This window comes from Vibrio penaeicida, assembly GCF_030689305.1.
GTDB classification, from domain to species: domain Bacteria; phylum Pseudomonadota; class Gammaproteobacteria; order Enterobacterales; family Vibrionaceae; genus Vibrio; species Vibrio penaeicida_B.
This window is the reverse complement of record NZ_JAUYVM010000013.1, coordinates 24,714-37,851: the sequence shown is the minus strand read 5'-3', so window position 1 is coordinate 37,851 and position 13,138 is coordinate 24,714. Positions and strand designations below refer to the sequence as shown.

Sequence of the window (13,138 nt, the reverse complement as noted above, 5' to 3'; positions counted from 1 at the left end):
TGAATGAACCGAAGCGAATATAGCAACGAAAGGAAAAACGACAATTAATACTTATTTATACAACTATTAATTATGCTTATAGTTGTATGTAATAAGCCGTATCCATTAGGAATTTAGCCACTGATTATAAATTTTGTTTCTAGGTGTATTAGATCATTTTATTGAAATCAAAATAGATAGAAGCAATAAAAAAGGCGAGCATTGATTTGCTCGCCTTATTTGTACTTTTAAAGTTTTAATAACCCACTTTAATTACCACTAATTTTTGGGCTGAATATCACATTGTGACGAGTTTGGGTTCTGACTGAATAAAAAGCTCTTTGATTTGGTTCGTCAACCCGACTTGGCTTAATTCTTTAAATGTCGACTCACTGCACCATGCAAAACAGTTCACGATATTAGACGTTTTATGCACTCTAAGATTATTTGATTGAATACTCCAACTTGGGCAAACTAATACCGTACCTGGCTCTTCCATTTCACCTTTCATAAGCCTTGAAGAACTTGTGTTAAACCAGCTTTGTATATTTGCCGTTCCTATGCCCACCTCCTGCAGTAGGCTTGAAACTTGCTCTCTCTCTATAGAGCTGCAGTGTACAATGCGAACAGGGTTGTTCTGGATAATGGGCTGATCCGTTAGTCGCTGACACACTACGTATTGCGTCCTCTTCACTTTCACCATTTGTCCTGTGCGCGAGGGCTCTGAATTTACTCCTAGAATAATGTCATATTTACTGGCATCTAAATCTCTCGGATTGCGAAAATTGACCAAACTAAGATCGAGATGGCTTAATATACGAAATGCCTTTACCACCTCATCGACTAATTCAGTTGAAAAAGAATCTGATACCGCAATCTTATAATGTTCTTTATTTTTAGTTTTCCCTAACTCTTCGAAAAGCTGATCGTAAAGCTCTAAACTTAGTTCAGTATACTTTAGTAAGATCTTGCCCTCCGTCGTTAACTCAAAACCTTCTTCCCTGTCGAAAATACTTGCACCTATATGAGCTTCAACCTTTTTAATATGTTGTGAAACGGCAGGCTGAGTGATAAACAAAGACTCAGCTGCAGCCGAAAAGCTCTTACATTTTGCGACACATGAGAATGTTTTTAAGTATTTAATTTCTATCACATTTCTCAGCATTTGATTTTACTCTTACTATTTAGTGCCATTATAAACCTAGCCTGTACTACTACTCATTCAATTAGGGGTCATATAAATGGGGGCAAAGAAATATTGTCTATACCCAACTTACAATACGCAAAACCGAATCTATCAGACTAAGTCAATATCTTTCGTTTGAATGTGAACGACGTATGTAACCAATTATAACAACCTTTCTATTTAACTGATTAAATTTCAAACGACAAAGATTACTTCCATAAGATTTATAAAAAGCATGATAACAAACATTCTTATTTTATAATCTAATTTCACATCACATATATATGATTTTCTTATAAATTTTTGTAATGGCGTGATAACGCTTTGTAATACCTAGCTGTTAATGGGTTGACAAACGGTTAAAAATGCTTAGTTTTCATTAGATTACAAATTGTATATTGCTTCGTCCATTTTTTTGAACAAATGTATCATTTCTAATGTAACAATATCTTTTACCACACAGTGGGCACTAATTATTTTTTCTAACTTATTTCTTTACTCTGTAATAATGTGAAATACATTTATTAATATAATTGTAAACCCTTGTGGAATAATAGGACGTCACAACATGTAAATGATTCGTTAAATTAATTGCTATTTTTGCGTTAAAAATAGTAGTTGTTTCACTTTCAATCAATGATATAAAACACTTCCCCGCTCACCGTATGCCTAACTCTATAGCGTATTCATTGCCTTACAAGCTCAAGAGGTATTACAACAAACCAATTCTCATTCATTCAGATCGAACAGTGAAAATTGAAGTAATAAGGGAAGCGGAACACCAAGGTGTGTATCCAAACATCATCTAGATAATGAGCTTTAGGCGTATCGCTAGAATAAAGGGAAAAATGAAAGGAGTAGCGTCTTGCCTGAAAGCCAGTTAACTCTTATTTGGTTGAGAAGTCGTTGGTAGACACACCACTGAACCAAGCATCTTGATGTTACTTGGGCATAGGAACAGAGGTGCTTTCTCTTACAACCAGTTGAGTTGGAACCTCAATATGCATCGCAGATTCTCGACCTGCAATTTGGTCCAAAATAAAATCGGCGGCTCTTTCACCCATCATTCGAGACGGGACGCGAATAGTGGTTAAGCTTGGTGAAAGGTGCTCGCACAAGGGCAAATCATCAAAGCCGGTTATCGAGACTTGAGTTGGCACAGAAATGCCCAATTTATCGCATTCGGTTAAACAGCCGAAAGCCAACACATCGTTACCACAAATTAAGGCAGTCGGTCTCTCTCGCTCCGGTTTACCCAGTAGGTGTCGACATGCATTTCTGCCTTCCCATATATCGTATCGGCATTCAACAACGTCTTGAGGCTGCAGGAAGATACCCGCTTTTTTAAGCGATTCTTTTGCGCCTTCTAAGCGCGCTGTGGCTCTGTCGTTCCCTTTTGTTATTCCGGAAATAAACCCAAAGCGAGTATGCCCCTGATTAAGGAGATACTCAGTCACTTGCTGCGCCGCGGTGAAATTGTCGAACCCAACACAGGGGTACGGGCTTGTCCGGTCCAACGCCCAAAGATTGGCAAATATCTGGTTATGTTGCTTTAAGATAGAATACGTTTCTGGCGCATGATCATTTCCAACCAGTAGTAACCCATCAACCCCCTGCTCCATAATATCTCGAACCTGTTTGAGCTCGTGCTTGGGATCGTAGTTACTGACCGCCAACATAAGGGTGTATCCCTCTTCATATAAGCGGCGTTCAAGTGCGTTAATACCCGAAGCAAAGATTGCGTTATCGATGGTTGGAATTATTGCGCCTATCATGCGCTTTTTGTTGGAGGCAAGTGCCCTTGCAGCGCCATCACGCACATAGCCCAGCCTGTTAATTTCGTCTTCAATGCGAGCCCGCAAAGTTTCCTTAACTTGATGAGGTTGATTAAGTGCACGTGAAACCGTAGCGGTGGAAACCCCTGCCGCTTTGGCTACATCGCCCAACGTTGGCTTGTCTGAAGATTTGCGTAAGCGCTTACCTTTTACCATGTTTTTCCAACAGTTAACCAAGACGTTTGTCAGTATAAACTTTATACACACTTATATCAGATTGACTATAACGAACTGTGACTAAGCTTAAATTCAAGCGGCATTTTAATCGCAAGAGAAATAAATAAATCCTTATTATTCAAAACTTTAAATGGAAGACACTAAAAGAGAGCCTGATTGAAAATGAAACCAATTGACTATAAAACCATCAATTTCCGTGATCAACATTGAAAATATTGATTAACTTTTACTCTAATTGAAAAAATGTAAGCGCTTACAGTTGACTATTATTTGGTCGATAAATAAGGTGGTGTTAATTAGTTGTTAATCAAACCACGCAAGGATGATAACCATGCCTACTTCGATATCAGAAAAGTCATCTGGTGCATCACAAAAATCTTCAGGATCTCATCCCGTGCCTATTACCGCTGGAAGTCGTAAGTATTTGGTATTCAGTATTGCTTCTTTTGTACTTTACCTCTCTAACATTCTTGTTGGATGGGCTTCCATTCGGCACGACTTTCCTATTCCACCTTTAGACGTAGTACCAGAAGCACTGCTGCTTGCCGCAGGCGCTGCATTTGGTGTCATTTTTATTTTGCAGCAAGAAAAACAAACAACCTAAGAACTCAGTTTTGAGTAGATGGTCGATGCACTGCCCATCAGCAGTAATGCGTTGCCAATGTTAGACGCTAAAACAGGTTCGTAGACAACAATCCAACGTCATTTCAATCACGTGAAAATGGAGTCAAAAAATGAAAGGAATCAACGAAAGCGACCAAATCGAGTCTATCGAGCGTCGGAAATTCTTTGAAGTTGCAGGTAAAACCGGTGTCACTGCCGCGATAATGGTGGGTGCTGCGGGCGCTTTAATGAGCCCAACAGCCGCTGCCGCTATCTCAAAAGAAGAGCGTGAACGTCAAAAAGCAGCCAAATACACCATGACCATTGCAACCGCTTACATTCTCGGTGCATCTCGTGGTTACCCTATTATGCAATTGGATTTCAAAGAGAATATCCAAAATATGACCAACGGTCAGGTCTACGTGAAATTAGCGCCAGGTGGTCAACTTGGTGCTGGGGGCGCACTGGCTCAGAAAGTACAGCAAGGCACCATTCAGGCTGCACAGCACTCGCTTTCTAATTTCTCTTCTTTCGCACCTGTTGTGGACTTAATCAATATCCCTTATTGGTGTGGTGAAAACCAAAAGTTTGTCAACTTGGTGAATTCAGCGGCGTGGAAAGCAGAAGTGGACCCTAAGCTTGAAGAACGTAACTTTAAAGCATTGTGGTACGTCACCATCGATCCACGTGTGGTTGCCCTTCGTAAAGGCAGAGACGAAATCATTAAAACCCCAGATCAAATGGAAGGCATTAAGTTCCGAGTTCCGGGTTCTAAAATCCTTCAACAGTTTTACCACTTGCTCGGTGCGAACCCTACGCCAATCGCTTGGGGGGAAACTCCTTCCGCTATTAAACAGGGTGTCGCCGATGCACTGGATCCGAGTGTAGAAGCGTTAAACATTTTCGGGTTTAAAGACGTGCTTTCTTCTGTGACTTTCATCCGTTCAGTACCGGATGCTCAAGTGTTCTCATGTAACTTGCAGTGGTTTAACAAGCTACCAAAAGACGTGCAAGAAGCAATTGAAGCCGCAAGCGAAGTAACAGCGCATCAAAACCTCGCTAAAGTTCCCGCTGCAAGGGCATATGCGATGTCTGAACTTGCTAAGAATAACGTTCAATTCTACTCCCCTACGCCTTCAGAGCTTGCTCAATGGCAAGAAAAAGCAGGGCATCAACTGGCGGTTTGGGATTCAACGAAGAAGTCACTGGCGGGATCTCTGGACACTTTCGACAAGTTGCTTGAAGCAGCGAACACTAAAGGACGTTACTACGTCCATGACGTGTAGGCCGTTGGCAGCCGTAGTTTACTTTGCGGCTGCCCTTTTTCTCTTTTGTTTCCCTTATCAAGGTGTAAAACATGCAACAAAGTCGGTTTTCAACCATAGAGCAAAATTTAGAACGATGGCTCTGCCTAATGTTCTATTCAATGATCGTACTGACGATCATCTCTGAAGTCACCAGACGATTTGTGCTCAGTTATTCCTCCATTTGGGGAGAAGAAGTCGCTCGATACTGCTTTATCTACCTAGCTTGGATAGGCGCTTCACTTGCGGTTAAAAACCGCGCTCACATACGCATAGATGTTTTGCTTGGGTTCTTACCAAATCGCGCACAAATTGCCGTGTACTTGTTCAGCGACTTTCTTACTTTGGGGCTTGCAGTGATTTCATTGATCGTCTCTATCGGACCCGTACTAACGTCTCTCGAATACGGCTCCGTGACCCATGGATTACGCATCAGCCAAGTTTGGTTTTTATTCGCTGTGCCCTTTGGTTTCACCTTAATTGTTTTGCGCTTGCTTCAATCCATTAGAAGGGATGTGAAAGCACTGCTCAACAATGGACAGGTATACCAAGGCGAACGCTTGATCGATTAGGAGGAAAAATGAATAACTACTATTTGCTCGACCAAGCCTCCGCAGCTTCTTATGGCATTGCCGTTTACGGTCCTGTTATTGCCATGGTGGTCATGATTTTCTTAGCCGTACCAATTTGGGTGGTTTTGGGTTTAGGCTCTATTGCGATGTTGGTCTTTACTGATGTGCTGCCACTTTCTCTAGTGGGTGAGTCGTTATTTGACGGTATTGATGCCTTCGCGCTTATCGCAATACCATTGTTTATTTTAACGGGCGACGTACTGGTAAGAACGGGGCTTTCCAATAAACTGCTGGATGTTGCAGAAGCCTCAACGGGCAGTGCGAAATCAGGCTTAGGGACATCAACCGTTTTGGGGTGTGGTTTTTTCGCTTGTATATCAGGATCCGATGCCGCTGGTGCGGCCGCCGTAGGCCGAATGACGATTGATCGCTTAGTCGACAGAGGTTACCCAAAAGCGTATGCATGTGCTCTTGTCGCTGCTGGTGCCTGTACAGGTATTCTTATCCCACCGTCTATCGCTTACATCATTATTGGTTTGATTTTGGGTATTTCAGCCTCAACGCTGTTTTTGGCTGCTGCTATCCCAGGCTTGCTCATCATGATTTCTATTATGGCGACCAATGTTGTGCTTAATGCCATTAATGGGTACGAAAATTCGAAGACGGGATTCTCACTAAAGCACTGGTTTACGACTATTTATAACTCACGCGATGCATTAATGATCCCTTTCATTATTCTTGGCGGTATCTATTCCGGTATTTTCACGCCAACTGAAGCGGCAGCGGTTGCAGTACTCGTAGGATTGAGCATCGGTTTATACCAACGAACCATTACTTGGCGTGATTTCCCTAAAATGCTTTACAGTTCAGCGAAAATTAATGGAATCATTCTGCCTATCATTGCGATGTCACTTCCTTTGGCACAAACCTTGGCGGTATTGGAAATTCCGCAAAGCTTCGTGACTCAGATGACCAACATCACGGAAGATCCGGTGTACCTAACGCTGATTATGATTGGAATCCTAATTCTGGCTGGGTGCGTCATGGAAACCACACCCAATATTGTGGTGCTTTCCCCTATCTTGTTGCCTTTGGCTCAATCGATCGGCATGGATGAAATTCACTTTTGTATCATGATGGTGACCGCGCTGGGCGTCGGATTCATCACTCCACCATTAGGGTTGAATCTGTTTGTTGTTTCAGGCGTGACCCAGACACCGGTTTTGCAAGTGGCTAAATACGCAGCGCCATACGTACTGTCGATGCTACTAGTGGTTTTACTCTTGGCATTTGTTCCAGAGATTTCACTATGGGCACTCCAATTTAACTGATTCGCATAACGCATTAATTCATGTAACTGAACTAGTCATGTAACCGAACTAGTCACTTAACAGAACTACTCATGTAACAAATAGCTTTAAACGTGCAGCGATTGCTGTAGGGGTTTCTGCACGCCAAATTTTTGAAAGAAGCACATTTCCAAGGAGATAATAATGGCAATTCAATATAAGAAAAAGGCGATAAAAACAGCTTCAACTGGCGAACAAGATACAAGCCGAATCGTCAGCGACATGCTCGCTAAAATTGCAGAAGGCGGCGAACAACAAGTCGTCGAATTCACAAAATCGTTTGATAAATGGGATGGCGATATCCTTGTTGGTGAAGAAGCGATTCAAGCGGCCGAAGAGCAACTCACCGATCAGATGAAGGCGGATATCAAATTTGCTTACGATCGAGTAAAACGATTTGCAGAGGCTCAACTGGATTCTTTAAAAGAGTTCGAAGTGGAGCTATCTCCTGGCCTGTACGCAGGGCAAAAGCTTATCCCAATGAACACTGCGGGTTGTTATGTACCGGGAGGACGATACTCTCACATTGCATCAGCCATCATGAGTATCACCACCGCCAAAGTAGCGGGTGTAAAGAATGTTGTGGCTTGCTCTCCAGCTCGACCAGAGGTTGGCATTAACCCAGCGGTGCTCTACACCATGAAACTGTGTGGCGCAGATTATATGTTAGCGCTAGGCGGCGTCCAGGGTATCGCGTCTATGGCGAATGGTTTATTTACCGGAAACAAAGCCGACATATTGGTGGGACCAGGTAATCGGTTTGTCGCGGAATCTAAGCGTCAACTGTACGGTCAAGTCGGTATCGACATGTTTGCCGGTCCGTCTGAAATTGCAGTGATTGCGGATGAAACAGCAGACCCTGAAATCGTCGCGGTTGACTTGGTAGGTCAAGCCGAACATGGCTTCGATAGCCCTGCTTGGTTATTTACAACGTCTGATTCGCTTGCAGAACAAGTTATGAAGCGAGTCCCTGAGCTGATCGCCGATCTGCCAGACACAGCCAAACAAGCTGCGACTGCCGCTTGGGATGATTATGGTGAAGTCATTGTGTGTGATACGCGCGAAGAAGTGGTTCAAATCAGTGACGAATACGCCTCGGAACATTTGGAAGTTCAAACTGCCGATCTTGATTGGTGGCTAGAAAACTTATCGAACTACGGCTCACTTTTCTTAGGAGAGGAATCCACTGTCGCATTTGGTGATAAGTGCTCAGGGCCTAACCACATTCTTCCGACCAAAGGCGCGGCGAAGTACACCGGTGGATTGTCGGTCAGCAAGTTCATTAAGATCTGTTCGTTCCAACGCTTGAGCGAAGAAGCGAACCGAGAGGTTGCCGCCGTTACTGCGCGTATTTCTCGTCTTGAAGGTATGGAAGCACATGCCAGAACAGGCGATGCTCGGTTAGCAAAATACTTCCCAGAAGAACAGTTTGAGTTGGGATACAAATAATGAGCACATTGGCGAATTTCTCTATTGAAGGGCAAGTCGCACTGGTCACTGGCGGCGGTTCCGGTATCGGTCGCCAGTTTGCCAAAACGCTTGCGGCCGCTGGCGCCAAAGTTGTCATTATGGGCAGACGTGATTCTCCCCTCAAAGACACGGTGGCAGAGATCGAGATGGAGGGAGGAACAGCGAGTTACATTCGTTGCGATTTAACACGCTTTGACCAGTTAGAACAACATATTGCGCAGTGCAAATCCATCTATGGTGCGCCGGATATTTTGGCGAATGTTGCAGGTCAGAACTTGCGCCAACCCGTTGATGAAGTTGATGAGACGAGCTGGGATAGCACTCTCAACATCAACCTAAAATTGCCCTTCTTTCTTGCCAAAGCCTTGGTACCAGACATGAAAGAAAAGGGATACGGAAAAATCATCAATATCGCCTCACTACAAAGTGAGCGTGCGTTTGCCAACAGTGCGCCTTACGGCGCATCTAAAGGCGGCGTATGTCAGCTGACTCGTGCCATGGCAGAAGCTTGGTCTAGTGACGGCATCACATGCAACGCCATTGCTCCTGGCTTCTTCCCAAGTGAATTGACACAACCTTTGTTTGAAGATGCAGACAAACTGCAAGTACTCGCCAATCAAACGGCGATAGGCAGAAACGGTGAAATGGAAGATTTAAATGGTCCAATACTGTTTTTTGCTTCACACGCTTCGGACTACGTAACGGGTCAAACCTTGTTTGTGGATGGCGGGTTCACGGCTAAGTGACGGTGAATTTAAAAAGGATAGAATCATGAAAGCACTCGTTTATACCAATAAAAACGAAGTCACCTTTGAAATGCAAAACACGCCTACCCCGCAGGAAGGCGAGGTATTGGTGAAAATAGAGAAAGCGGGTATTTGCGGTTCAGATATGCACGCTTATCACGGACACGACCCAAGACGCGTACCCCCTTTGATTCTTGGGCATGAAGCCTGTGGTATTGCCATGAATGGTAAGTACTTGAACAAGCGAGTTGTCCTTAACCCTTTGATTACATGCATGGAGTGCGCCGACTGCTTAAGCGGCAGAACCAATTTGTGTGAAAATCGAACGGCCATTGGGTTAAAAATGCCAGGTGCGTTTGCAGAATATACGGTGATACCGGAAACCAATCTTATTCCAGTACCTGAGGGTATGAAACCAGAACATGCCGCCTTAGCCGAACCCGCAGCGACGGCTTTACACGCCATAGCGCTGGTGGAAAAACACATGCACCGGACGTTAAGTGAAAGCACAGCAATGGTCATTGGTGGCGGATCCATCGGATTGCTTTGCGCTCTTTTTCTCAAACTAAAAGGTGCAAGACACATTGTTCTGAGTGATACGAATGCGCAAAGGCTCAACACCGCTAGGGTTTCTGGAATTACTGACTTGCACAACCCAGCTAAAGACGAACCCGTTGATGAATCTAGTATTGATGTGGTTGTCGATGCAGTAGGCTCTAGCCATACACGCAATGCGGGGATGAAAGCAGTTAAACAGGGTGGTGTCTTCATGCATGTGGGGTTACAAGATTCCTTTGGTGAATTCGATGTACGGAAGATGACCCTTCAAGAAGTCGCTGTTTTGGGTTCATTTTCTTACACTCAACTGGATATGATTTCAGCCGTAGATGCTTTACACCGTGGCGCATTGGGTGAGTTATCGTGGATTGAGGAGCGTCCTTTAAGTTTGGGAAGTCAGGCTTTTGATGACCTTGATAACAACCGAACCGCAGCAGCCAAAATCATTCTCGATGTAAGCGCCTAACGCAACAAACCGCTCCTAAAAAATCCCTAGAAAACCACTAGGGATTTTTCTAACTGGTATCACGCCTAAATTAGCCCAAAACACTGTATTTATTCCATTCCACTACAGACAGCTTACCTCTTGATTGTTAATATGAAGCTTAAGAAACGAACGAGTAAAGAGCACACATCTCATGAATAAACCCACCCACTTTCTTCCTTTGTACATGCAAGTAAAAGAGCTTTTGATACAAAGATTGATCGATAAAGTGTGGTTACCGGGTAGTCCTTTACCCAGTGAATTTCAGTTAGCGGATGAATTGCAAGTCAGCCAAGGTACGGTAAGGAAGGCCCTCGATGAATTGGCAGCTGAAAAGTTGGTGGTTCGTCGGCAAGGTAAAGGCACTTACGTAGCCGAACACACACAAGAACAACCGCTCTATCACTTCTTTCGATTGGTTGATTTACAAGGGAAACGTCACCTTCCTGAAAGTACAATACTCGACTTTAATCGCTACCCTGCCACTCTTCTCGAAAGTGAATCGTTGGATTTATCCGATGAAGAACAAGTTATTCGAATTACTCGAACTCGCGCACTTGAAGGTGTGCCTGTCATATACGAGACCATCTCTCTGCCAGAAAAGCTGTTCGCTAACATGCCGCTAACCGATGAACTTCCCAATACGCTATATAGCTTTTACCAGCGTGAATTTGGGTTGTCTGTGGTTAAAGTGATCGAAAAGCTGAGGGCCGTTTTGTCAAACGAAATAGAAGAAACTCACCTAGAGATAAAGACTGGAACGCCACTGCTAGAAGCCAAGCGCGTGGCATACGCTTTGAATGGAGAAGCGGTGGAACTTAGGGTCACGCGCTGCCATACCGATCAGCATAGTTACTTGAACGAACTGAGCTAGAAGAACTCCTGATAAAATTACGTCGCTATCCCTCTGCCAATTCTGTAGTTTCTGTAGAGCGCTTGCTCCCTCAACCAAGCACTCCCAAGCCTTTCTGAAACGAAAGGCTTGGGAGTGAGTAACAGTGGATTCGAAAATCGCTATGCGCTTCGGTACAACTTCGTGAGTGAAAACTCAACATGACCAAGAACTTCAGCACAGGTATTACGACCGTTTGCTGTGTCTATGACCATTTCGATCAATTCATCTCCAGCTTCATCCAACGTCATCTCGTGGCGCAAAATTGCAGACACATCGTGATCAATATGTTCGCTCATTGTACGCACTGTTCTTGGGTTTCCGGTGATCTTAAGCACGGGCATAATTGGGTTGCCAATAACGTTACCTTGCCCCGTTGGGAATAGGTGAACCGCATAACCACCAGCGGCTTGTAGCGTATTACATTCTGCGGCGGCAGAAGAGGTATCCATAAAGTACAAACCAGGACCTTTCGCTGGTGTTTCCGCTGGCTCTAACACGTCTACATACTGTGTTTTCTTACCGATTTTTTGCACGTTACCGAGCGCTTTCTCTTCAATCGTGGTTAAGCCACCTTCGATGTTCCCTTTCGTCGGTTGCGAATCAGAAAGGTCGTTTGTTTTCTCTGCCAGAATAAACTCGTTATAGGATGACCAAGTTTTCATAAACTTCTCACCGGCCTCTGGCGTAGCCGCACGACCTTTAACAATCTGCTCGGCACCCGTGATTTCCGACGTTTCTCCAAAGCATGTTGTCGCACCCGCTTCGTTCATCTTGTCGATGAAGTTACCCACAGTTGGGTTAGCAGATAAACCAGACGTCGTATCCGATTCACCACATTTCACAGCGACCCATAAGTCACTAATTGGGCACTCCTCTCGGCTTAATGCTGTCGCGTAGTGGACAAACTCTTTTGCCGTACGAGACGCCGCAGCCACAGTGTTAATGTCGCCGTTTTGCTCAATCGAAAACCCTTTTACTGGTTTGCCCGTTTCAGCAATGCCATCCACTACCTTCTGTGTCCAACCTGGCTCGATACCAATGACCACTACTGCGGCAACGTTTGGATTCGCACCCGTTCCAATAATGGTTCTAAAATGCAAATCAAGATCGGCACCGAATTGCAAACGACCATATGCGTGTGGAATCGCGATGGTGCCTTTAATGTTATTGGCAACGGATTCACACGCTGCGTTTGAAATGTCATCCAACGGAAGAATCAGTACATGGTTGCGTACGCCCACTCGACCGTTTTCGCGACGATAACCCATAAATGTATTACGTTTCATTTTTATCACTCCTTTGATTACCAGCGCTTGGTTTTAATATTGTGAACGTGAGCGTGACCGCCTGCAGAGATAGATTCCACGACTTTGCCCATGTCTTCGTTGTACTTGATAATGGTGTCGCCCACATCAAGATCCCTCAAAGCAATTTTATGACCAAGGGGAATGTCATTCAGTGCAGTCAAAACGATCTCTTCATCGGTATCCATCATGTATCCGGTGACTTGCATGCCTTTCACAACATTCTCAACCACCATTACGCCCACGCTATCGTTTACGTCGTGAACTAGGAAGTGTGTTTCGCTCATATCTCTGTCCTTAGTTGCGTTATTTAGACCACCTGAAAACCCTCTCTCAGGCATATGTTCTTGTGACTTGTTGATGTTGAGATCCAAAGTACCAATCGATTAATTTGCAATCAATAGGATTTTATATCTTATGTCTTATATAAGACATAAGATATGTGAGTGAACTTAATTTTAAATCTTTATCATTCAACAACCTATTGACAAAAAATCTTAGAAATACGTCATTTACCCAATTTCAATAATCGTGATTTACTTCAAATTATCATTTTCATCCAAATCAGTATGAGAAGATCAACACTTGGATCATTTACTATCGCAACTTGCAATTGACGGTCTTTGCCCCAAAGTTAATCAGAGCTTCAAGTTTAAATAATGCCAATCGTTAGGAG

The 13,138-nt window shown here is 43.9% G+C and carries 12 protein-coding genes; 8 read left to right on the top strand and 4 right to left on the bottom strand.

The window, feature by feature from the left end; all coding sequences use genetic code 11:
- Positions 1-277: 277 nt before the first annotated feature.
- Positions 278-1,144, bottom strand: coding sequence for a LysR family transcriptional regulator (locus Q8W40_RS19320; protein ID WP_101113695.1), 867 nt, complete (start codon positions 1,142-1,144; stop codon positions 278-280).
- A gap of 962 nt (positions 1,145-2,106) precedes the next feature.
- Positions 2,107-3,156, bottom strand: a complete 1,050-nt coding sequence (locus tag Q8W40_RS19315; protein WP_305399502.1) for a LacI family DNA-binding transcriptional regulator — start codon at positions 3,154-3,156, stop codon at positions 2,107-2,109.
- Positions 3,157-3,508: 352 nt separating this feature from the next.
- On the opposite strand from Q8W40_RS19315, the gene Q8W40_RS19310 reads away from it, so the two are divergent.
- From Q8W40_RS19310 to Q8W40_RS19275, 8 genes are all read left to right on the top strand, one after another.
- Positions 3,509-3,781, top strand: a complete 273-nt coding sequence (locus Q8W40_RS19310) for a hypothetical protein (RefSeq protein ID WP_305399501.1) — start codon at positions 3,509-3,511, stop codon at positions 3,779-3,781.
- Between the two features lie 130 nt (positions 3,782-3,911).
- Complete coding sequence (locus Q8W40_RS19305; protein WP_305399499.1) at positions 3,912-5,066, top strand: TRAP transporter substrate-binding protein; 1,155 nt, start codon at positions 3,912-3,914, stop codon at positions 5,064-5,066.
- Between the two features lie 71 nt (positions 5,067-5,137).
- Positions 5,138-5,656 (top strand): TRAP transporter small permease, encoded by a 519-nt coding sequence (locus tag Q8W40_RS19300; RefSeq protein WP_305399497.1) that lies wholly within the window; start codon positions 5,138-5,140, stop codon positions 5,654-5,656.
- An 8-nt stretch (positions 5,657-5,664) separates the two neighbouring features.
- On the top strand, positions 5,665-6,987 hold the full coding sequence (locus Q8W40_RS19295; protein WP_305399495.1) for a TRAP transporter large permease: 1,323 nt from the start codon (positions 5,665-5,667) through the stop codon (positions 6,985-6,987).
- Positions 6,988-7,149: 162 nt separating this feature from the next.
- The gene (gene hisD, locus Q8W40_RS19290) at positions 7,150-8,454 is read left to right on the top strand and encodes a histidinol dehydrogenase (protein WP_305399493.1); all 1,305 of its coding nucleotides are present in this window, start codon (positions 7,150-7,152) and stop codon (positions 8,452-8,454) included.
- Positions 8,454-9,221, top strand: coding sequence for an SDR family NAD(P)-dependent oxidoreductase (locus tag Q8W40_RS19285; protein WP_305399491.1), 768 nt, complete (start codon positions 8,454-8,456; stop codon positions 9,219-9,221). Before hisD ends, Q8W40_RS19285 begins: the two co-directional genes overlap by 1 nt.
- A gap of 25 nt (positions 9,222-9,246) precedes the next feature.
- A complete protein-coding gene (locus Q8W40_RS19280; protein WP_305399489.1) occupies positions 9,247-10,245 on the top strand; it encodes an alcohol dehydrogenase catalytic domain-containing protein in 999 nt (332 codons plus the stop codon).
- A 172-nt stretch (positions 10,246-10,417) separates the two neighbouring features.
- The gene (locus tag Q8W40_RS19275; RefSeq protein WP_305399488.1) at positions 10,418-11,137 is read left to right on the top strand and encodes a GntR family transcriptional regulator; all 720 of its coding nucleotides are present in this window, start codon (positions 10,418-10,420) and stop codon (positions 11,135-11,137) included.
- 140 nt (positions 11,138-11,277) lie between these two features.
- Here Q8W40_RS19275 and Q8W40_RS19270 read toward each other — a convergent pair whose 3' ends face one another.
- On the bottom strand, positions 11,278-12,444 hold the full coding sequence (locus Q8W40_RS19270) for a UxaA family hydrolase (RefSeq protein WP_101113685.1): 1,167 nt from the start codon (positions 12,442-12,444) through the stop codon (positions 11,278-11,280).
- A gap of 17 nt (positions 12,445-12,461) precedes the next feature.
- Complete coding sequence (locus tag Q8W40_RS19265; protein WP_101113684.1) at positions 12,462-12,749, bottom strand: UxaA family hydrolase; 288 nt, start codon at positions 12,747-12,749, stop codon at positions 12,462-12,464.
- Positions 12,750-13,138: the final 389 nt, after the last annotated feature.

What these genes read in the sequence shown, in the direction of transcription:
- hisD (WP_305399493.1), top strand. Translation starts at nt 7,150, where the DNA reads ATGGCAATTCAATATAAGAAAAAGGCGATAAAAACAGCTTCAACTGGC.
- Q8W40_RS19285 (WP_305399491.1), top strand. Translation starts at nt 8,454, where the DNA reads ATGAGCACATTGGCGAATTTCTCTATTGAAGGGCAAGTCGCACTGGTC.
- Q8W40_RS19315 (WP_305399502.1), bottom strand. Translation starts at nt 3,156, where the DNA reads ATGGTAAAAGGTAAGCGCTTACGCAAATCTTCAGACAAGCCAACGTTG.
- Q8W40_RS19280 (WP_305399489.1), top strand. Translation starts at nt 9,247, where the DNA reads ATGAAAGCACTCGTTTATACCAATAAAAACGAAGTCACCTTTGAAATG.
- Q8W40_RS19300 (WP_305399497.1), top strand. Translation starts at nt 5,138, where the DNA reads ATGCAACAAAGTCGGTTTTCAACCATAGAGCAAAATTTAGAACGATGG.
- Q8W40_RS19295 (WP_305399495.1), top strand. Translation starts at nt 5,665, where the DNA reads ATGAATAACTACTATTTGCTCGACCAAGCCTCCGCAGCTTCTTATGGC.
- Q8W40_RS19265 (WP_101113684.1), bottom strand. Translation starts at nt 12,749, where the DNA reads ATGAGCGAAACACACTTCCTAGTTCACGACGTAAACGATAGCGTGGGC.
- Q8W40_RS19275 (WP_305399488.1), top strand. Translation starts at nt 10,418, where the DNA reads ATGAATAAACCCACCCACTTTCTTCCTTTGTACATGCAAGTAAAAGAG.
- Q8W40_RS19270 (WP_101113685.1), bottom strand. Translation starts at nt 12,444, where the DNA reads ATGAAACGTAATACATTTATGGGTTATCGTCGCGAAAACGGTCGAGTG.
- Q8W40_RS19320 (WP_101113695.1), bottom strand. Translation starts at nt 1,144, where the DNA reads ATGCTGAGAAATGTGATAGAAATTAAATACTTAAAAACATTCTCATGT.
- Q8W40_RS19310 (WP_305399501.1), top strand. Translation starts at nt 3,509, where the DNA reads ATGCCTACTTCGATATCAGAAAAGTCATCTGGTGCATCACAAAAATCT.
- Q8W40_RS19305 (WP_305399499.1), top strand. Translation starts at nt 3,912, where the DNA reads ATGAAAGGAATCAACGAAAGCGACCAAATCGAGTCTATCGAGCGTCGG.